The organism is Pseudomonas sp. KU43P, from assembly GCF_033095865.1.
Taxonomy (GTDB): domain Bacteria; phylum Pseudomonadota; class Gammaproteobacteria; order Pseudomonadales; family Pseudomonadaceae; genus Aquipseudomonas.
Genome location: NZ_AP019365.1, coordinates 4,869,384 through 4,889,210 on the forward strand (window position 1 = coordinate 4,869,384; position 19,827 = coordinate 4,889,210).

The 19,827-nt window shown below is 63.6% G+C and carries 16 protein-coding genes; 3 read left to right on the forward strand and 13 right to left on the reverse strand.

All coding sequences use genetic code 11. The features are described from left to right. Nucleotides 1–25 precede the first annotated feature (25 nt). Both KU43P_RS22260 and KU43P_RS22265 read left to right on the forward strand, forming a co-directional pair. Nucleotides 26–2,056, forward strand: a complete 2,031-nt coding sequence (locus KU43P_RS22260; RefSeq protein ID WP_317659646.1) for an ATP-binding protein — start codon at nt 26–28, stop codon at nt 2,054–2,056. 1 nt (nt 2,057) lies between these two features. After that, the gene (locus tag KU43P_RS22265) at nt 2,058–2,624 is read left to right on the forward strand and encodes a cob(I)yrinic acid a,c-diamide adenosyltransferase (protein ID WP_317659647.1); all 567 of its coding nucleotides are present in this window, start codon (nt 2,058–2,060) and stop codon (nt 2,622–2,624) included. Between the two features lie 120 nt (nt 2,625–2,744). On the opposite strand, the gene KU43P_RS22270 is transcribed toward KU43P_RS22265, so the two are convergent. The 4 genes from KU43P_RS22270 to secA all read right to left on the reverse strand — a co-directional run bounded on the left by KU43P_RS22270 (nt 2,745) and on the right by secA (nt 8,483). Further along, complete coding sequence (locus KU43P_RS22270; protein ID WP_317659648.1) at nt 2,745–3,689, reverse strand: Nudix family hydrolase; 945 nt, start codon at nt 3,687–3,689, stop codon at nt 2,745–2,747. Further along, nucleotides 3,686–4,318: a glutathione S-transferase family protein gene (locus KU43P_RS22275; RefSeq protein WP_317659649.1), complete on the reverse strand. Its 633-nt coding sequence runs from the start codon at nt 4,316–4,318 to the stop codon at nt 3,686–3,688. Before KU43P_RS22275 ends, KU43P_RS22270 begins: the two co-directional genes overlap by 4 nt. A 124-nt stretch (nt 4,319–4,442) precedes the next feature. After that, nucleotides 4,443–5,660, reverse strand: a complete 1,218-nt coding sequence (gene argJ / locus KU43P_RS22280; RefSeq protein WP_317659650.1) for a bifunctional glutamate N-acetyltransferase/amino-acid acetyltransferase ArgJ — start codon at nt 5,658–5,660, stop codon at nt 4,443–4,445. A gap of 87 nt (nt 5,661–5,747) precedes the next feature. After that, nucleotides 5,748–8,483, reverse strand: a complete 2,736-nt coding sequence (gene secA, locus KU43P_RS22285; RefSeq protein ID WP_317659651.1) for a preprotein translocase subunit SecA — start codon at nt 8,481–8,483, stop codon at nt 5,748–5,750. Nucleotides 8,484–8,874: 391 nt separating this feature from the next. On the opposite strand from secA, the gene KU43P_RS22290 reads away from it, so the two are divergent. Then, a complete protein-coding gene (locus KU43P_RS22290; RefSeq protein WP_317659652.1) occupies nt 8,875–9,330 on the forward strand; it encodes a DUF721 domain-containing protein in 456 nt (151 codons plus the stop codon). Nucleotides 9,331–9,377: 47 nt separating this feature from the next. On the opposite strand, the gene lpxC is transcribed toward KU43P_RS22290, so the two are convergent. The 9 genes from lpxC to murD form a co-directional block, all read right to left on the reverse strand. Then, entirely contained in the window at nt 9,378–10,289 is a 912-nt protein-coding gene (gene lpxC / locus KU43P_RS22295) for a UDP-3-O-acyl-N-acetylglucosamine deacetylase (RefSeq protein ID WP_317659654.1), read from the reverse strand. Nucleotides 10,290–10,401: 112 nt separating this feature from the next. Then, nucleotides 10,402–11,598: a cell division protein FtsZ gene (ftsZ, locus tag KU43P_RS22300; RefSeq protein WP_012274054.1), complete on the reverse strand. Its 1,197-nt coding sequence runs from the start codon at nt 11,596–11,598 to the stop codon at nt 10,402–10,404. A 55-nt stretch (nt 11,599–11,653) separates the two neighbouring features. Beyond that, nucleotides 11,654–12,916 (reverse strand): cell division protein FtsA, encoded by a 1,263-nt coding sequence (ftsA, locus tag KU43P_RS22305; RefSeq protein ID WP_008097595.1) that lies wholly within the window; start codon nt 12,914–12,916, stop codon nt 11,654–11,656. Nucleotides 12,917–12,930: 14 nt separating this feature from the next. Continuing rightward, complete coding sequence (locus KU43P_RS22310; protein ID WP_317659658.1) at nt 12,931–13,800, reverse strand: cell division protein FtsQ/DivIB; 870 nt, start codon at nt 13,798–13,800, stop codon at nt 12,931–12,933. Between the two features lie 6 nt (nt 13,801–13,806). Continuing rightward, nucleotides 13,807–14,763, reverse strand: a complete 957-nt coding sequence (locus tag KU43P_RS22315) for a D-alanine--D-alanine ligase (protein ID WP_317659660.1) — start codon at nt 14,761–14,763, stop codon at nt 13,807–13,809. Further along, the gene (gene murC, locus KU43P_RS22320) at nt 14,760–16,208 is read right to left on the reverse strand and encodes a UDP-N-acetylmuramate--L-alanine ligase (RefSeq protein WP_317659662.1); all 1,449 of its coding nucleotides are present in this window, start codon (nt 16,206–16,208) and stop codon (nt 14,760–14,762) included. The genes KU43P_RS22315 and murC overlap by 4 nt, the downstream gene beginning before the upstream one ends. After that, complete coding sequence (gene murG, locus KU43P_RS22325; RefSeq protein ID WP_317659664.1) at nt 16,201–17,280, reverse strand: undecaprenyldiphospho-muramoylpentapeptide beta-N-acetylglucosaminyltransferase; 1,080 nt, start codon at nt 17,278–17,280, stop codon at nt 16,201–16,203. The genes murC and murG overlap by 8 nt, the downstream gene beginning before the upstream one ends. Continuing rightward, on the reverse strand, nt 17,270–18,484 hold the full coding sequence (gene ftsW, locus KU43P_RS22330) for a putative lipid II flippase FtsW (protein WP_411567227.1): 1,215 nt from the start codon (nt 18,482–18,484) through the stop codon (nt 17,270–17,272). The genes murG and ftsW overlap by 11 nt, the downstream gene beginning before the upstream one ends. Beyond that, nucleotides 18,481–19,827, reverse strand: coding sequence for a UDP-N-acetylmuramoyl-L-alanine--D-glutamate ligase (gene murD / locus KU43P_RS22335; protein WP_317659665.1), 1,347 nt, complete (start codon nt 19,825–19,827; stop codon nt 18,481–18,483). The genes ftsW and murD overlap by 4 nt, the downstream gene beginning before the upstream one ends.

The window sequence follows — 19,827 nt, forward strand, 5'->3', positions numbered from 1 at the left end:
ACCGGATACGGACATTGCCTAGCCCATGACCCTGCGCCAACGCCTGGAAAACCTCCCGGTCGGGCAAAAGTTGCTTGCCGCCCTGCTGGTGCTGCTGGTGACCATCCTGCTGGTGGCCAACCTGACCTTCATCAGCGCCGCCTACTGGATCACCCAGGAAAGCATGGCGCCGCAGGCCTTGCAGACCATCGGCCGCCTGGTGGCAAACCCGCAACTGTCGATGCGCGCTGGGGACAATGCGGAAAACGCCACGGCCCTGCTCAAGGAGCTGGACAGCTACACCCCCCTACGCGCCGCCGCCCTCTATGGTGGCGATGGGCGCATGCTGGCACAGCTGCAGCATGGTGACCCCCTGGCTCTGCCCAAGCGCTACCGCAACATCGATGGCTGGCGCCTGATGGAGTTTCGCAGTACCCAGCTCATTCGCATTCCCCGTGATGCCAGCCCACCCGCGCACCTGCTGCTGGTGGCCAGCAGCGAGCTGCCGACCGCCTTCTACACCGGAACCCTCAGCGCCAGCCTGGCGATCCTGGTGTTCAGCATATTGCTTTGGCTGGTGATCGCGCGGCAGATCAAACGCCTGATCACCCAGCCGATCAACCAGCTCGAAGAGCTCAGCCGTCAGGTCACCCGCGAAGAAAGCTACGCCCTGCGCGCCACCCGCGGCAATGACGACGAGATCGGCAGCCTGGCCCAGGCGTTCAATACCATGCTGTCGCGCATCGAGGCCCGCGAGCAGCAACTCAAGCGCACCCGCGACGAATTCCAGATGGCCTATGACCAAGCCCAGGGTCTGGCCGAGGAAACCCGCCACACCAACCGCAAGCTGGAGCTGGAAGTCCAGGTGCGCAGCAAGATCGAGAAGAAACTCACGGGCTTTCAGAACTACCTCAACAGCATCATCGACTCCATGCCTTCAGCGCTGATCGCCCTCGACGAACAGCTCTACGTCACCCAGTGGAACCACGAAGCAACCGTGCTCTCCGGCACACCGCTGGACGAGGCCCTGAACCAGCCGATCTTCATCGCCTTCGAGCCGCTCAAGCCATTTCTGCCGCAGCTCAAGGAAACCGTCGAGAAGCATCGAGTGGCGAAGATCGAGCGGGTCACCTGGCCCAAGGATGACGACCTGCGCCACTACGCCCTTACCTTCTACCCGTTGATGGGCGGCGGCGGCCGTGGCGTGGTCATTCGTATCGACGACATCACGCAGCGCCTGTCGCTGGAAGAGATGATGGTGCAGTCGGAGAAAATGCTCTCGGTCGGCGGCCTGGCCGCCGGCATGGCCCATGAAATCAACAACCCGTTGGGGGCCATCCTGCACAACGTGCAGAACATTCGCCGGCGCCTGTCCCCGGAGCTGCCGCGCAACCAGGAGCAGGCCGATGAGCTGGGCATCGACCTGACCGGCGTTAACCGCTACCTGGAAAGCCGCGAAGTGCCGCAACTGCTCGACGGCATCCAGCAGGCCGGCGCCCGGGCGGCCAAGATCGTCACCCACATGCTCAGCTTCAGCCGCCGCAGCAACCGCCAACTGGCCCCTTGCGACTTGCCATCGTTGATCGACCAGGCGGTGGAAATTGCCGGCAACGACTTCGACCTGACCATCGGCTTCGACTTCAAGGGCCAGGCCATCGTCCGCCAGTTCGACCCGGCCCTCGGCCCTGTGCCCTGCACGGCCAACGAACTGGAACAGGTGCTGTTGAACCTGCTCAAGAACGCCGCCCAGGCGATCCACCAGCGGCCACAGCCCAGTGAGCCCGGACGCATCATACTGCGCACCAGGCTCAACCCGCCCTGGGCAGAAATCCAGGTCGAGGACAACGGCGTCGGCATGCCAGAAGCGGTTCGCAAGCGCACCTTCGAGCCATTCTTCACCACCAAGGAAATCGGCCAGGGCACCGGGCTTGGCCTGTCAGTGTCGTACTTCATCATCACCAACAACCACAAGGGGCAGATGGAAGTGCAGTCCACGCCTGGCCAGGGCACCTGCTTCACCCTGCGCCTGCCCCTCGGCCAGCCGCCAGCGGCCGCGCCGAACACCACGGAGACATGACATGGGCTATCGCCTGTCGAAGATCTACACCCGCACCGGCGACAAGGGCGAAACTGGCCTGGGCGATGGGCGCCGGGTACCCAAAGACCACCCCCGGATCGAAGCGATTGGCGAGGTAGACAGCCTCAACAGCCAGCTTGGGCTGTTGCTCGCGGGGTTGGCAGAACTGGGGCTGGATGAGGTGAGCACGGTTCTGGCGCCATGCCAGCATCGCTTGTTCGATCTCGGGGGTGAGTTGGCGATGCCAAGCTACCAAGCGCTGAACCTGGCCGAAGTGGAACGCCTGGAAGCGGCCATCGATGTCTGGAACGAGGAACTGGGGCCGTTGAAGAACTTCATTCTGCCCAGTGGTTCAGCGTTGATTGCTCAGGCACATGTGTGTCGGAGCCTGGCGCGCAGCGCCGAGCGGCGGTGTCAGCAGTTGAATGCCGTGGAGCCGCTGGAGGGGGTGGGGTTGGCGTATATCAATCGGCTTTCCGATCTGTTGTTCGTGGCGGCGCGGATCATCGGGCGGCGGCAGGGGGTGGCAGAGGTGCTTTGGCAAGCTGCGCAAAAGCCTAACGGCTGAAATCGACGGGGCCGCTTTGCAGCCTGATCGCCGGCAAGCCGGCTCCCACAGGGGTTGTGCACTGCTTTTCTTATGGGAGCCAGCTTGCCGGCGATTGGGCCGCACAGCGGCACCGTTTTTTCAGGCTTCCGGCCAGAACGCCCGAATCCCGGCTACGCCCTGCGCCCCGGTTTCCCAAGCTTGCTCGCGGTCACACGGCCCGACGCCACCCAGCAAGAACACCGGCCGATTGAACCCGGCAATCAATTGCTGCGCCTGCGCCCAGCCCAGCGGCTGTGCATCAGGATGGGTCTGGGTCGGCTGCACCGGTGACAGGGTGACGAAATCCACGCCCATCTGCTCGGCCAGCGCCAGCTCCTCGGCACTGTGGCAAGACGCCGCCAGCCACCGGTCTTTCGGGAACGGCCGGCCCTTGGCGGCATATTTGCGCAGTTGCGCAGCAGTGAGGTGCCAACCGGCCGCCGGGAAATCGCCCAGCCATTCCAGCGGCCCCTTGAGCATCAGTTGCGCCTTGCCTGCGCACAAACCCACCGCATCCACGGCGACGTCGCGGTACTTGGGGTCGTACATGTCCGGTGCACGCAACTGGATCAGGCGGACACCGGATGCCACTGCCTTCTGAATGCCCTTGAGCATCTCGGGCACTTCCAGGCCGTCCGGCGTAATGAGGTACTGATCTGGCAGCCGCGCTGCTGCGACGATCGGTTTGTTGGCCTCGGGGAATTCGTACTGTGCCAGATCCCGGGATGCCACCCAGGCCAGCGGCTGGCCTTCGGCACCATGGGGCTCGCCGGTGAATGCGTCAACTTCGCGCACGTCCAGCAACACCTGCTTATCCGGGTAATCATGGCTGACCTTGATCAGCGCCCGCGAACGGGTCACTTCGATACCCAGTTCCTCGCGCAGTTCACGAGCCAGCGCCGCCTCGACGCCTTCGCCCTCCTCCACCTTGCCGCCCGGAAATTCCCAAAGGCCGCCCTGGTGCTGGGTGTCCGCGCGGCGGGCAATCAGGATCCGGCCGTCTGTACCGCGAATCACGGCCGCTACCACATGAATCCGTTTCACCCTTCACACTCCGCCAGGCCAGCTTGCTGCCAGGCCTTGAAGGCTGGCCACTGGTAAATCGTCTCGATGTACGCTGCTGCCTGCGCCGGCACCTCCACGCGGTAGCTGCGCAGGCGCACGGCTACCGGGGCGAAGAAGGCGTCGGCCAGGGTCGGCTTGCCGAACAGGAATGGCCCGTTGTCCTTGGCCACCAGGCGGCATTCGGACCACAACGCGACGATGCGGTCGATGTCTACCTGCACGTCCAGCGGGACGCTCTCCAGCGCTTCGTCACGCGACAGGTCGAACGGCATCGCGCCGCGCAGGGCGAAGAAGCCACTGTGCATCTGCGCGCACGCGGAACGTGCCTGGGCGCGGGCGGCTACGTCCACCGGCCAGAGCTGCGCTTCGGGGTGCTGTTCGTTGAGGTATTCGGCGATGGCCAGGGAATCGGCGATCACACCGTGCTCGGTCTTGAGCAGCGGCACCTTGCCGGTGGCGGAGAAGGCGAGAAGGCGTTGACGGGTGTCGGGCTGATTCAGCTTGATCAAGGTTTCTTCATAGGGCACGCCAGCCAGCTCCAGGGCCAGGGCGCCGCGTAGTGACCAGGAAGAATACAGCTTGTCGCCGATGATCAGGTGATAGCTCATGGGTCGGCTCCATTGGTTTGAGGGTTTGGGGCTGCGTTGCAGCCCATCGCTGGCAACCCAGCTCCCACAAGAAGAACAGTGCACTACCTGTGGGAGCCGGCTTGCCGGCGAAAAGGCCCTGGGATCAGGTCCGGTATTCGGCGTTGATCTTCACGTACTCGTGGGACAGGTCGGTGGTCCAGATGGTTTCGCTGCACTGGCCACGGCCCAGCTCGATACGGATGGTGATCTCTTCCTGCGCCATCACCGCCGAGCCTTGCGCCTCGGTGTAGCTGGGGCTGCGGCCACCTTGGCTGGCGATGCAGACGTTGTCCAGATAAACGTCGATCAGGCTGACATCCAGCTCCGGCACGCCGGCACGGCCGACGGCGGCCAGGATGCGGCCCCAGTTCGGGTCGGAGGCGAACAGCGCGGTCTTGATCAGCGGCGAGTGGGCCACGGCGTAACCGACATCCAGGCACTCCTGATGGTTGCCACCACCGTTGACCTGCACGGTCACGAACTTGGTGGCACCTTCACCGTCACGGACGATGGCCTGGGCCACTTCCATGCACACTTCGAACACCGCTTTTTTCAGTGCTTCGAACAGCGCGCCGCTGGCTTCGGTGACTTCCGGCAGGTTGGCCTTGCCGGTGGCGATCAGCATGCAGCAGTCGTTGGTCGAGGTGTCGCCGTCGATGGTGATGCGGTTGAACGACTTGTTGGCGCCGTCGAGCATCAGGTCCTTGAGCACGGCCGGGGAGACCTTGGCGTCGGTGGCAATGTAGCCGAGCATGGTCGCCATGTTCGGGCGGATCATGCCGGCACCCTTGCTGATGCCGGTCACGGTGACGGTCACGCCTTCGTGCTGAAACTGGCGGCTGGCACCCTTGGGCAGGGTGTCGGTGGTCATGATGCCAGTGGCGGCTTCAGCCCAGTTGTTTTCCGACAGGTTGTCCAGGGCAGCTTGCAAGGCACCTTCGATCTTTTCCACCGGCAGCGGCTCGCCGATCACACCGGTGGAGAATGGCAGTACCGACTCGGCCGGCACGCCCGTCAGTTCGGCCAGCTTGGCACAGGTACGCTCGGCGGCAGCCAGGCCTGGCGCGCCGGTGCCGGCGTTGGCGTTGCCGGTGTTGGTCAGCAGGTAGCGCACGGTGCCCTGTACACGCTGCTTGGAAAGGATCACGGGCGCGGCGCAGAACGCGTTGAGGGTGAACACGCCGGCAACGCTGGAGCCTTCGGCACAGCGCATCACCACTACGTCCTTGCGCCCCGGGCGCTTGATGCCCGCGGAAGCGATGCCGAGTTCAAAACCCGGAACCGGGTGCAGGGTGGGCAAAGGACCAAGACCAACAGCCATTAGAGCGCTCCTAGAATACGGTGAATATGGAAAAAGGGGGCCGCAATGCGGCCCCCAGGTTTGTCACGATACAACAATCAGGTCAGATCACTCGATTTGACCATGGCAATGCTTGAATTTCTTGCCCGAACCACACCAGCACGGTTCGTTGCGCCCCAGCTTCTGCTCGTTGCGCACCGGGGCAGCGGCCACGGCCACTTCAGCGCCCTCCTCGCTCAGCTGCTCGCTCTCCAGGCTTGGCGCGGCGGCATGCTGGAACTGCATGCGGCTGGCCAGCTCCTCGGCTTCGCGGCGCAGGCGAGCTTCTTCTTCGGCCGGGTCTTCGCGGCGAACCTGAACGTGCGAGAGCACGCGGATGGTGTCGCGCTTGATCGACTCGAGCAGCTCCTGGAACAGGGTGAACGACTCGCGCTTGTACTCCTGCTTCGGGTTCTTCTGCGCGTAGCCGCGCAGGTGGATACCGTGGCGCAGGTGGTCCATGGTCGACAGGTGGTCTTTCCACAGGTCGTCCAGCACGCGCAGCAGAATCTGTTTCTCGAAGGTGCGCAGGGCGTCGATGCCGGCCTGGTCTTCCTTCTCGGTGTAGGCGTCGGTGATTTCCTTCAGCAGCTTCTCGCGCAGGGTCTCCTCGTAGAGGTGGTCGTCCTCGTCGAGCCACTGCTGAATCGGCAGTTTCATGGCGAAGTCGCTGGACAGCGATGCCTCCAGACCAGCCACATCCCACTGCTCGGGCAGCGACTGCGGCGGGATGTGCTGGCTGATGGTGGCATCGAGCACTTCCTTGCGGAATTCCTCGATGGTGTCGCCAATGTTCTCGGCGGCCAGCAAGCTGTTGCGCATGTGGTAGATCACCTTGCGCTGTTCGTTGGCCACGTCGTCGTACTCGAGCAGCTGCTTGCGAATGTCGAAGTTGCGGCCTTCGACCTTGCGCTGTGCCTTCTCGATGGCATTGGTGACCATGCGGTGCTCGATGGCCTCGCCGGACTGCATGCCCAGCGCCTTCATGAAGTTCTTCACCCGGTCGGAGGCGAAGATACGCATCAGGCTGTCTTCCAGCGACAGGTAGAAGCGGCTGGAACCCGGGTCGCCCTGGCGGCCGGAACGGCCACGCAGCTGGTTGTCGATACGGCGCGACTCGTGGCGCTCGGAAGCGATCACGTGCAGGCCACCCGACTCGATCACCTGCTGGTGACGCTTCTGCCAATCGGCCTTGATCTGGGCGATCTGCTCGGCGCTCGGGTTCTCCAGGGCCGCCACTTCGGCTTCCCAGTTACCGCCCAGCAGAATGTCGGTACCACGGCCGGCCATGTTGGTGGCGATGGTCAATGCACCCGGCGCACCGGCTTGGGCGATGATCTCGGCTTCCTTCTCGTGGTACTTGGCGTTCAGTACCTTGTGGTCGATACCTTCCTTCTTCAGCAGGTTCGACATGTGCTCGGAAGTTTCGATGGTCGCCGTACCCACCAGTACCGGGCGGCTCAGGGCCATGCTTTCCTTGATGTCGGCGATGATTGCGGCGTACTTCTCGTCGGCGGTCAGGTACACCAGGTCGTTGAAGTCCTTGCGCGCCAACGGTTTGTTCGGCGGGATCACCATCACGTTCAGGCCGTAGATCGACTGGAACTCGAACGCTTCGGTGTCGGCGGTACCGGTCATGCCGGACAGCTTGGTGTAGAGACGGAAATAGTTCTGGAAGGTGGTCGAAGCCAGGGTCTGGCTCTCGGCCTGGATGTTCAGGTTCTCTTTCGCCTCGATGGCCTGGTGCAGGCCTTCGGACAGGCGACGACCCGGCATGGTACGGCCGGTGTGTTCGTCGATCAGCAGGACTTGGCCGTCCTGGACGATGTACTCGACGTTGCGGTGGAACAGCTTGTGCGCGCGCAGGCCAGCGTAGACGTGGGTCAGCAGGCCCAGGTTGTGCGCCGAGTAGAGGCTCTCGCCCTCGGCCAGCAGGCCGGACTGGGTGAGCATCTCTTCGATGAACTGGTGACCGGCTTCGTTGAGCTCGACCTGGCGGCTCTTCTCGTCGATGGTGAAGTGGCCTTCCTGGGTGACTTGGCCTTCGACTTCTTCGATGTGCTGGGTCAGGCGCGGGATCAGGCGGTTGATCTCGATGTACAGTTTGGAGCTGTCTTCGGCCTGGCCGGAGATGATCAGCGGAGTACGGGCTTCGTCGATGAGGATCGAGTCGACTTCGTCGATCACGGCGAAGTTGAGTTCACGCTGGAACTTCTCTTCCTGGCTGAACGCCATGTTGTCGCGCAGGTAGTCGAAACCGAACTCGTTGTTGGTGCCGTAGGTGATGTCGGCGGCATACGCAGCGCGCTTTTCTTCCGGCGGCTGGAAGGCCGAGACGATGCCTACGGACAGGCCGAGGAATTCGTAGAGCGGGCGCATCCAGTTGGCGTCACGACGGGCCAGGTAGTCGTTGACCGTGACCACGTGCACGCCTTTGCCGGACAGCGCGTTGAGGTAGACGGCCAGGGTACCGACCAAGGTCTTGCCTTCACCGGTACGCATTTCTGCGATCATGCCCTCGTGCAGGGTCATGCCGCCGATCAACTGCACGTCGAAGTGGCGCATGCCCATCACGCGCTTGCCGGCCTCACGGGCCACGGCGAAGGCTTCAGGCAGCAGTTGGTCCAGTGTCTCGCCTTTGGCCAGGCGCTCCTTGAACTCTGCGGTCTTGGCGCGCAGTTGCTCATCGGAGAGGGCGACCATTTTCTCTTCGAAGGCATTGACGATATTCACCGTCTTGAGCATGCGTTTGACTTCACGCTCGTTCTTGCTTCCAAAAAGTTTCTTTAACAAAGGCGCAAACATATCGGCAGGATCTTCCACACGTAGGGATGGAGGGCGGCCCCATGAGTCGCCCGTGCAGCCCTGAGGCCGCATGCGAACGAGCATTCTACCCGGAAACGATGGTGAGGAAAGTGGTGGATTTCCACGATGCTGGCACAGCGCTTAGGCGGGGGCTTTTCTAAGATAGGGGCATTTTCCCTGAGTTCAACCCAGAGCATGATGAAACGTATCGAGAACGGCTCCTATTCCTTATTGCCTCTACCGGCCAATCGCCGGCAAGCCTGCTCCCACAGGAATATCCACAGGCTTCTAGCCCTGCACAGTACCTGTGAGCGCCGGCTTGCCGGCGATTGGGCCAGTGACGGCACCGGAGATGTTAGACTGCCGATCTTGTAACCTCATGCGTACCCCCATGGCCTTCAAACCCTCCCCCGCCCAGCCACCTTCCGCACTGCTGCGCCAGGTGCGCCCGCTGCGTCTGCTGCTGAATCAGGCCGAGCGTCTGGAGCATTTGCAACGCTTGCTGGAGAGTCAGCTGCAACCGGCTGCCCGCGAGCATTGCCATGTGGCTTCGTGGCGCGATGGCACCCTGTTGCTGGTGGTCACCGACGGGCATTGGGCCACTCGATTGCGCTACCAGCAGAAGCGACTGATGCGCCAGCTCCAGGCTCTCGAGGCATTCGGCAACCTGCAACGCATCCTCTATAAGGTGCAACCACCGCTGGTGCCGGCCAAACGTGGAGGCAACACTACCGAGCTTTCAGTCAATGCCGCCGAAAGCATCCGCGATTCCGCCGAGGGCATCGCCGACCCCAAGTTGCGCGAAGCCCTGCAACGCCTGGCCGCCCACGCCAAGGGCAAGCCATAAAAAAGGCCACCCTAAGGTGGCCTTAATGAACTAGAGAGTGTTCGAACTTACACGGCCGCAACAGGGCGCATGTACGAGATCGGTGCCGTGCTGGCATCTTCGAAAGTGACCACTTCCCAGGCATCGGTTTCAGCAATGAGCTTGCGCAGCAGCTGGTTGTTCAGCGCGTGCCCGGACTTGTAGCCCTTGAACTCGCCGATCAGGCTGTTGCCCAGCAGGTAGAGGTCGCCGATGGCGTCGAGGATCTTGTGCTTCACGAATTCGTCTTCATAGCGAAGGCCGTCTTCGTTGAGCACGCCGTCCTCATCAACCACGATGGCGTTCTCGACACTGCCACCCAACGCAAGGTTGTGCTTGCGCAGGTACTCGATGTCACGCATGAAACCAAAGGTGCGGGCGCGGCTGACTTCCTTCACGAACGAGGTGCTGGAAAAGTCGACGCTGGCACTCTGGGTCCGGCCGCTGACGACCGGATGATCGAAGTCGATCTCGAAGCTCACCTTGAACCCTTCGAAAGGCAGGAAGGTAGCGCGCTTGTCGCCGTCCTCCACTGTCACTTCACGCAGGATGCGGATGAACTGCTTGGCTGCGTCCTGTTCTTCCAGGCCAGCAGACTGAATCAGGAATACGAAGGGACCGGCGCTGCCATCCATGATCGGAACTTCCGAGGCGGAGAGCTCGACGTAGGCGTTATCGATGCCCAGGCCCGCCATGGCGGAGAGCAGGTGCTCGACCGTATCGACCTTTACGTCACCGTTGACCAGCGTGGTGGACATGGTGGTCTCACCGACGTTGGCCGCACGTGCCGGGATCTCGACCACAGGGTCGAGGTCGGCGCGACGGAAGACGATGCCGGTATCGACAGGCGCAGGCTTGAGGGTCAGGTAGACCTTCTCCCCGGAGTGCAGGCCGACGCCTGTGGCACGGATGGTATTCTTCAGGGTGCGTTGTCTAATCATGGCATTGGCCGCTTCAGCGCAAATTGCGAACAGGTATCAACAAAGGCTGGGGATGATAACAGACCCGGCCTTTGCTGAACACCAATCACCCTTATACCCCTGATAAATTCCATTAATCAGCCTGACGACGCAGGAAGGCTGGGATATCCAGGTAGTCCAAGTCATCCTGAGGGTTGAGTTTAGCTGCAGCGGCGGCACCTGCATGGGCCTGGTTGCGCATCACGGTCGGACGCTCCAGGTCACGGTAGTTGACCGCTGGCTGCTCCTGACGAGCCGGGGCTGGGTTGGAGGCCTCATAAGCCTGCTGAGCAGTCTGCAGGGTGTTGTCGACCACCTTCACAGGCTTCTCGATGCGCGCGCCCAGGCCGGTGGCAACCACGGTCACGTGCAGTTCGTCGCGCATGTCGGGGTCGATCACGGTGCCGACCTTGACCATCGCGTGGTCGGAGGCGAAGGCTTCGATGATGCTACCCACATCGGAGTATTCACCCAGCGACAGGTCCGGGCCTGCGGTGATGTTCACCAGGATGCCGCGGGCGCCCTGCAGGTTGACGTCTTCGAGCAGCGGGTTGCGAATCGCCGCTTCGGTGGCTTCGCGAGCACGGTTCGGGCCGCTGGCGCAACCGGTACCCATCATCGCCATGCCCATCTCGCCCATCACGGTGCGCACGTCGGCAAAGTCGACGTTGATCATGCCCGGGCGCTTGATGATGTCGGAGATACCGCGAACGGCACCGGCCAGTACATCGTCGGCCTTGGCGAAGGCGGACAGCAGGCTGGCATCCTTGCCCAGGATGGTCAGCAGCTTCTCGTTGGGGATGGTGATGAGCGAGTCGACGCTCTCAGCCAGCATGCGGATGCCCTCATCGGCGATCTGCATACGTTTGCGGCCCTCGAACGGGAACGGGCGGGTCACCACTGCAACGGTGAGGATGCCCATTTCCTTGGCCACTTCGGCGATGATCGGCGCCGCACCGGTACCGGTACCGCCGCCCATGCCGGTGGTGATGAACACCATGTTGGTGCCCTGCAGCACTTCGGCGATGCGCTCGCGGTCTTCCAGCGCGGCCTGACGGCCGACTTCCGGATTGGCGCCAGCGCCCAGACCTTTGGTCACGCCGGTACCCAGTTGCAGGATGGTGCGTGCGCCGATGTTTTTCAGCGCCTGGGCATCGGTGTTGGCGCAGATGAACTCGACGCCTTCGATGCTGCTCTTCACCATGTGGTTGACGGCGTTGCCGCCGCCACCGCCGACGCCGATCACCTTGATGACCGGGCTTTGCGGGACGTTGTCTACGAGCTCGAACATTTTCCCTCTCCTTACAGTTCTCTAGTTGTCGCGCCTACCACTACTGCTTTGAAACTTAGAAGTTGCCCTGGACCCACCGCTTGAAGCGCTCAAGCACTGGGGCCTTCGGTTCATCGCCATAGCTGTTGTTGCTGCTGTTGCTGTTACCGGTCAGGACCATGTCCTCGGACTGCTTGAGCAGGCCGTAGGTGAGCAGGCCCACGCCGGTGGAATAGATCGGGTTGCGCACCACGTCGCTCAGCCCCCGAACGCTGTGCGGTACGCCCAGGCGTACCGGCATGTGGAAGATTTCCTCGGCCAGCTCCACGGCACCTTCCATCTTCGCGGTACCGCCGGTGAGGACGATGCCGGCCGGCACCAGGTCCTCGTAACCGCTGCGGCGCAGCTCGGCTTGGATCAGCGTGAAGAGCTCGTCGTAACGTGGCTCGACCACCTCGGCCAGGGCCTGGCGCGACAGCTCGCGCGGTGGGCGGTCGCCCACGCTCGGCACCTTGATGGTTTCGCCCGCGCCGGCCAGCTTGGCCAGGGCGCAGGCGTAACGGATCTTGATTTCCTCGGCATACTGGGTCGGTGTACGCAGGGCCATGGCGATGTCGTTGGTCACCTGGTCGCCGGCAATCGGGATCACTGCGGTGTGGCGGATGGCGCCTTCGGTGAAGATCGCGATGTCGGTAGTACCGCCACCGATGTCCACCAGGCACACGCCCAGCTCTTTTTCATCGTCGGTCAGCACCGAATAGGCCGAAGCCAGTTGCTCGAGGATGATGTCGTCGATTTCCAGGCCGCAACGGCGCACGCACTTTTCGATGTTCTGCGCTGCGTTGACCGCGCAGGTGACCACGTGGACCTTGGCCTCCAAACGCACGCCCGACATGCCCAGCGGCTCGCGCACGCCTTCCTGGTTGTCGATCACGTAGTCCTGCGGCAGGGTGTGCAGCACGCGCTGGTCGGCCGGAATGGCCACGGCCTGGGCGGCGTCGAGCACGCGCTCGAGGTCGGCCACGCTGACTTCGCGGTCGCGGATGGCGACGATGCCGTGGGAGTTCAGGCTGCGGATGTGGTTGCCAGCAACGCCGACGAACGCCGAGTGGATGCGGCAGCCGGCCATCAGCTGGGCTTCTTCCACTGCGCGCTGGATCGACTGCACGGTCGACTCGATGTTCACCACCACGCCCTTCTTCAGGCCGCGGGACGGATGGGTACCGATGCCTACGATCTCCAGGGTGCCGTCTTCGCCTACTTCACCCACCAGCGCCACCACCTTGGAGGTGCCGATGTCCAGCCCGACGATCATTTTGCCGCTATGCGCGTTTGCCATGGTCCTGCCTCTCTCTAATTCTTCGCAACGGCGGGTTGGGCCGTCGTCGGTGCATTCGGTTCCCGCCAACCAACGGCAAGTCCGTTGGCATAACGCAGATCAATGCGGGCGATGTTGGTGATCTGCTCTTTGAGTGTCTTGTCGTAAATGGCAATGAAACGGCGCATCTTCTCCACCAGATGGTCGCGCCCCAACAACAGCTCGATACCCGGCCCGGCGCTGCCTGCTCCGGTGGTCAGGAACCAGCTGCCCCGCTCGCGCAGCTCCAGGCGAGCGATGGAAAAGCCCAGGGGGCGCAGCATCTGGCTCAATACCTGATACTGCTGCATGACTTGTTGCTGGGCACGCTGCGGCCCGGCCAACTGCGGCAGGTGCTCGTAGTTGGCCAGTTCGCGCGGGGTAAAGGCCTGGCCCTGGTTGTTGAGCAAGGCTTCATCCCCCCAGCGCGCCACCGGCAACTGTTCTTCCAGGCGGATCACCACCTCATCCGGCCACACCCGACGCACTTCGGCGTGGGCGATCCATGGCATCTGCTCGAGCTCCGCGCGCATCGCCGTGAGGTCGACGCTGAAGAAGCTCGCCGCCACGTACGGCGCGATTCGCTGCTGCACCGACTGCTGGCTGATGTAACTGAGGTCGCCTTGCACGTCGATCTTGGTGATCGGCCGGTCGGCATAGGGCATCAGGCGAATCGCGCCTTCGTAGGCGCCGAAGCCTGCAGCCACCAGCAATACCGGCCACAGCAGGCGCTTGAGGCCTCCCAGGCTCGGCCGTGGCAGGCGCGCCGATACGGGCTCGTCGGCCACCAGTCGGCTGGCACCACGTGGCACCGGCTTGCTGCGGCCGGTAACGGGTTGCTGCTGACGTATCATCGCGCCTTGCATGGCTAGTTAACCTCGCGTCGCTACGCTGTCGGCCAGGATCGCCAGCACCAGCTGCTGGAAATCCAGGCCGGCCGCGCGGGCCGCCATGGGCACCAGGCTATGATCGGTCATGCCCGGTGCGGTGTTGACTTCGAGCAGCCAGAACCGGCCCTGCTCGTCCTGCATCACGTCCAGACGGCCCCAGCCTTCGATGCCGATGGCATCGCAGGCGCGTGCGGTCAGGTCGATCAGTTCCTGTTCCTTGACGGCGTCCAGGCCGCACGGGATGCGGTACTGGGTGTCATTGGCGATGTACTTGGCGTCGTAGTCGTAGAACACGTGCGGGGTACCCAGGGCGATCGGCGGCAGCACCTGGCCACGCAGAACGGCGATGGTGAACTCCGGGCCGTGAATCCATTGCTCGACCAGAACTTGCGAATCGTATTTGGCGGCGTCTTGCCAGGCAGCGATCAGTTCCTGTTCGCTGTTCACCTTGGCCATGCCGATGCTAGAGCCTTCATGGGCAGGTTTGACGATAAGCGGGAAGCCCAGTTCCCCACTGGCTGCAACACAATCGCTTTCGCTGGCGAGCACGGCGTGGCGCGGGGTCGGAATACCCAGGCTCTGCCACACCTGCTTGGTGCGCAGCTTGTCCATCGCCAGGGCGGACGCGAGGATGCCGCTGCCGGTGTAAGGGATGCCCAGGCATTCGAGCAGGCCTTGCATGCTGCCGTCTTCACCGCCACGGCCGTGGAGGATGATGAAGGCGCGGTCGATCTTCTCGTTCTGCAAGCGCGCCAGCAGGTCGTCGCCCACGTCGATGGCGACCACGTCGACACCGGCGCTGGTCAGCGCCTCGATCACCGCCTTGCCCGACTTGAGGGAAACCTCACGCTCGGCGCTCTTGCCACCGTACAGCACGGCCACGCGGCCGAAGGCCTTCACGTCGAGGGTGGAATGCAGCTGGTCGTAGGCGCTGGTCATTTCGACTTCTCCTTCTTTGCGCCTGCGAACAGCGGGCTTTTCATCAGTTGCGGGGCCAGGCCACCGACGTCACCGGCACCCTGGCACAGCAGGATGTCGCCAGCGCGCAGCAGCGGCTGGACCAGTGGCGCAAGCTCTGCGCCACGTTCGATGTAGATCGGGTCGAGCTTGCCGCGCTGGCGGATGCTGTGGCACAGCTGACGGCTGTCGGCGCCCGGAATCGGCTCTTCACCGGCCGGGTAGACTTCCATCAGCAGCAGCACGTTGGCATCGCCCAGCACCTGCACGAAATCGTCGTACAGGTCGCGGGTGCGGCTGTAGCGGTGCGGCTGGTAGACGATGACCAGGCGACGGCTCGGCCAGCCACCGCGCACGGCCTTGATTACCGCGGCCACTTCGGTCGGGTGATGACCGTAGTCGTCGACCAGCATCACGCTGCCGCCTTCGACCGGCAGTTCGCCGTAGACCTGGAAGCGTCGGCCGACGCCCTGGAAGCCGGACAGGCCCTGGACGATGGCTTCGTCACTGATGCCTTCGTCCGTGGCGATGGCGATGGTGGCCAAGGCGTTGAGCACGTTGTGATTGCCGGGCATGTTCACCGACACTTCCAGCGGCTCGCAGTCGCGGCGCAGCACGGTGAAGTGGGTCTGCATGCCCTGCTGGCGCACATTGATGGCGCGGATATCGGCCTCTTCGCTGAAGCCGTAGGTAACGGTCGGACGCTTGACCTGCGGCAGGATCTCGCGCACCACCGGGTCGTCCAGGCACATTACGGCCAGGCCGTAGAACGGCAGGTTGTGCAGGAACTCGACGAAGGTTTTCTTCAGCTTGTTGAAGTCGCCTTCGTAGGTGGCCATGTGGTCGGCGTCGATGTTGGTAACGACGGCAACCATCGGCTGCAGGTGCAGGAAGCTCGCGTCACTCTCATCGGCTTCGGCGATCAGGTAGCGGCTAGTGCCCAGCTGTGCATTGGTGCCGGCTGCGGTCAGGCGGCCACCGATGACGAAGGTCGGGTCCAGACCGCCAGCGGCGAACACCGAGGCCAGCAGGCTGGTGGTGGTGGTCTTGCCGTGGGTACCGGCTACGGCCACGCCATGGCGATAGCGCATCAGCTCGGCGAGCATCTCGGCGCGTGGCACTACCGGAATACGACGTTCCAGGGCAGTGGCAACTTCCGGGTTGGCCGGGTTGATAGCGCTCGACACCACCAATACATCGGCGTTGGCAGCGTTCTCGGCGCGGTGACCGACGAAGATCTCGGCACCGAACGATTCCAGACGCTCGGTGACCGGCGAAGCCTTGAGGTCGGAACCGGACACTTCATAGCCCAGGTTCAGCAGCACTTCGGCGATGCCGCACATGCCCACGCCGCCGATACCGACGAAGTGGATGCGGCGGATACGGCCCATCTTCGGCTGGGGCATGGCTTTCTGGCTTTCAACCATGGGCCACCTCCAGGCAGATATCGACCACGGTGCTGGTTGCGGCAGGTTTGGCCAGGCGCCGTGCGGTGCCTGCCATGGTGTTGAGTTTCTCGGGTTGCATCAGCACCTCGTTCAGGCGTTCAGCGAGCTGCGCTGCGCCAGTTGTCGCTTGTGGCATGAGGAAGGCGGCGCCTTCCCGAGCCAGATATTGGGCGTTGTGGGTCTGGTGGTCGTCGATCGCATGGGGCAAGGGCACCAGCATCGAAGGCAGGCCCGCCGCCGCGAGTTCGCTGACGGTCAGGGCACCGGCCCGGCACACCACCATGTCGGCCCAGCCATAGGCGTGGGCCATGTCCTTGATGAACGGCTCTACCTGAGCCTCGACACCTGCCTCGTGATAACGCTCGGCGGTGATCGGCGCGTGGTTCTTTCCGGCCTGGTGGAACACCTCGGGGCGCAGGCCTGCGGGCACTTCGGACAGGGCCTTAGGCAACAATTTGTTCAATGGTTCCGCACCCAGGCTGCCGCCCATGACCAGCAGGCGGGCACGGCGCTCGGCCAAGGGTGCACGCTGCGCGTCCATGAACAATTCGGCACGCACCGGATTGCCGGTGGTACGCAGCTTGTCACTGGCCCCGAAAGTGCCCGGGAAAGCTTCGCAGACTCGTGCCGACAACGGCACCAGCAGCCGATTGGCGGTACCGGCACGGGCGTTCTGTTCGTGAATCACCAGCGGCACACCGCACAACCGCGCAGCCACGCCGCCAGGGCCGGTGACATAACCGCCGAAGCCCAGCACACAGACTGGCTTGAGCTGGCGAATGATCCGCCGCGCCTGCAGCACGGCCTTGACCAGGGTGAACGGCGCCTTGAGCAGCGACAGCTTGCCCTTGCCGCGCAGGCCGGTGACCTGAATCAGGTGCAGGGGCAGGCCGGCCTGAGGCACCAGTTCGTTCTCGATGCCACGTGGCGTACCCAGCCAGTGCACGCTGTAGCCGCGCGCCTGGAATTCACGGGCGCAGGCCAGGGCCGGGAACACGTGGCCCCCGGTGCCGCCTGCCATGATCAATACGTTCTTGCCGTCAGCGGCCATGACCGGGCTCCTCGGCAAAATCGCTTTCCTTGAATTCGTGCTCTTCGCTGCCCAGGTGCGTGCGGCTCTCCCATTCGATGCGCAGCAACAGCCCAACGCAGGCGCAGCAGATCACCAGGGAGCTGCCCCCGTAGCTGAGGAACGGCAGGGTCAGGCCCTTGGTCGGCAGCAGGCCGACGTTCACCCCGATGTTGATCAGGAATTGACCGATCCAAAGGAATGCCAGGCCGAACGCCATGTAGGCGGCGAAGAACTGCTTGGCCTTCTCGGCCCACAGGCCGATGTACAAGGCGCGCACGGTGACGAAGACGAACAGCGCGATGGTCACCAGCGAACCGACCACGCCGAGTTCTTCGGCCAGTACCGAGAACACGAAGTCGGTGTGTGCTTCAGGCAGGTAGAACTGCTTCTGCACGCTGTTGCCCAGGCCCACGCCCAGCCACTCGCCGCGACCGAAGGCGATCAGCGCCTGGGTCAGCTGGTACCCCGAGCCGAACTGATCCGACCAGGGGTCGGTGAAGGTGATCAGGCGCGCCATCCGGTACGGCTGCGCCTGAACCAGCACGAACACCGCCAGCACCGCCAGCACCACCATCAGACTGAAGCGGAACAGCCCCACCCCGCCAAGGAACAGCATGGCTGCTGCCGCGCCCATCATGACCACGGTGGCGCCGAAGTCCGGTTCCATCAGCAGCAAGGCGGCCATGGGCAGCAACACGATGAACGGCTTGAAGAAGCCCATCCAGGTCTCGCGCACCTCGGTCTGCCGGCGTACCAGATAGCCAGCCAGATAGATGACCACGAACACCTTGGCGATTTCCGAAGGCTGTACGTTGAAGAAGCTGAAACCAATCCAGCGCATGGAGCCGTTCACTTCGCGGCCGATTCCCGGCACCAGCACGAGGACCAGCAGGCCGAAGGCACCGATCAGCATCATGAAGCCCATGCGCTGCCAGGTGGCGATCGGCACCAACATGGTGGCGCCACAGGCGACCAGGCCGAGGAACACATACACCAGGTGGCGGAACATGTGGTAAAGCGGGTTGCCCGACTGCACGGCAGCCACTTCCGAGGACGCCGAGGTGATCATCACCAGGCCCAGGCCAAGCAGCGCCAGGCATCCGGCCAGCAGCGGGAAGTCGAGGTCGATGCCACGGCCGCTGATCAGCGGCGACGGGTACGGCTTGAGGATGCCGAAGATCATGCCAGCCCTCCCGCCGCCTGGGCGAACAGGCGCCCGCGTTCTTCGAAGTTCTTGAACATGTCCAGGCTGGCGCAGGCAGGCGACAGCAGCACCGCATCACCGGGCTGGGCCAGCTCGGCGCATCGCTGCACGGCTTCATCCAGGGTCTTTACCCGCACCAGCGGCACCGCATCGCCCAAGGTTTCGGCCAGGCGCTCGGCGTCACGACCAAGCAGCACCACGGCGCGGCAGAAGCGCGACACAGGCACGCGCAGGGCGGCAAAATCGGCACCCTTGCCGTCGCCGCCGGCGATCAGCACCAGTTTGCCTTCGATATCGGCACCCAGGCCCTCGATGGCGGCCAGCGCAGCGCCCACGTTCGTGGCCTTGGAATCGTCGTACCAGTTCACGCCGCTGCGCTCACGCACCCACTGGCAGCGATGGGCCAGGCCACCGAACTCGCGCAGGGCTTCGAGCATCGGCTCGAACGGAAGGCCGGCAGCATGGCCCAAGGCCAGAGCGGCCAGCGCATTGCTCTGGTTGTGCGCGCCGCGGATTTTCAGCTCGCGTGCGGGCATCAGGCTCTGGAACTCGAAGGACAGGTATTTTTCACCATCGACTTCGCGCAGGCCGAATGCCTTGAAGTCGGGCGCATTGAGGCCGAAGGTCCAGCATGGGCGGCCCTCTACCGGCAGCGGCCGGCTCAGCGCGTCCTGGCGGTTGACCACCACCTGGCGGGCACCACGGAAGATCCGGTGCTTGGCCAGGTGATAGGCCGGCAGGCCGCTGTAGCGGTCCATGTGGTCTTCGCTGATGTTCAGCACGGTGGCCACTTCAGCATTGAGCTGGTCGGTGGTTTCCAACTGGAAGCTCGACAGCTCCATGACATACAGCTCGACGTCATCGCTGAGCAGGTCCAGCGCGGGCGTACCCAGGTTGCCGCCGACTGCCACACGTTTGCCTGCCTTGGCGGCCATCTCGCCGACCAGGGTGGTTACCGTGCTCTTGGCGTTGGAACCGCTGATGGCGATGATCGGTGCCTTGGCATGGCGGGCGAACAGTTCGATGTCGCCGGACAGCTTCACACCGCGTGCCGCCGCCTGCTGCAAGGCCGGCGTGGCCAAGGCCAGGCCGGGGCTCACGTACAACTCGTTGGCGCGGCACAGGAAGTCCACGTCCAGCTCCCCACAACGCACTTCCACCTGCGGGTAATCACGGCGCAGGGTGTCCAGTTCCGGCGGTTGCTCGCGGGTGTCGGCGACCGCAAAGGCAATGCCCCGGCTCGCCAGGAAGCGAACCAGGGACATGCCGCTCTTGCCGAGGCCGACAACGATGCGGAATTGGTCGGAAGCGATCAGTGACAC

Coding starts and splice junctions, on each gene's coding strand:
- KU43P_RS22265 (WP_317659647.1), top strand. CDS start 2,058: ATGGGCTATCGCCTGTCGAAGATCTACACCCGCACCGGCGACAAGGGC.
- KU43P_RS22290 (WP_317659652.1), top strand. CDS start 8,875: ATGGCCTTCAAACCCTCCCCCGCCCAGCCACCTTCCGCACTGCTGCGC.
- KU43P_RS22310 (WP_317659658.1), bottom strand. CDS start 13,800: ATGCAAGGCGCGATGATACGTCAGCAGCAACCCGTTACCGGCCGCAGC.
- lpxC (WP_317659654.1), bottom strand. CDS start 10,289: ATGATTAGACAACGCACCCTGAAGAATACCATCCGTGCCACAGGCGTC.
- ftsA (WP_008097595.1), bottom strand. CDS start 12,916: ATGGCAAACGCGCATAGCGGCAAAATGATCGTCGGGCTGGACATCGGC.
- murG (WP_317659664.1), bottom strand. CDS start 17,280: ATGGCCGCTGACGGCAAGAACGTATTGATCATGGCAGGCGGCACCGGG.
- secA (WP_317659651.1), bottom strand. CDS start 8,483: ATGTTTGCGCCTTTGTTAAAGAAACTTTTTGGAAGCAAGAACGAGCGT.
- ftsZ (WP_012274054.1), bottom strand. CDS start 11,598: ATGTTCGAGCTCGTAGACAACGTCCCGCAAAGCCCGGTCATCAAGGTG.
- argJ (WP_317659650.1), bottom strand. CDS start 5,660: ATGGCTGTTGGTCTTGGTCCTTTGCCCACCCTGCACCCGGTTCCGGGT.
- murC (WP_317659662.1), bottom strand. CDS start 16,208: ATGGTTGAAAGCCAGAAAGCCATGCCCCAGCCGAAGATGGGCCGTATC.
- KU43P_RS22315 (WP_317659660.1), bottom strand. CDS start 14,763: ATGACCAGCGCCTACGACCAGCTGCATTCCACCCTCGACGTGAAGGCC.
- ftsW (WP_411567227.1), bottom strand. CDS start 18,484: ATGATCTTCGGCATCCTCAAGCCGTACCCGTCGCCGCTGATCAGCGGC.
- KU43P_RS22260 (WP_317659646.1), top strand. CDS start 26: ATGACCCTGCGCCAACGCCTGGAAAACCTCCCGGTCGGGCAAAAGTTG.
- KU43P_RS22275 (WP_317659649.1), bottom strand. CDS start 4,318: ATGAGCTATCACCTGATCATCGGCGACAAGCTGTATTCTTCCTGGTCA.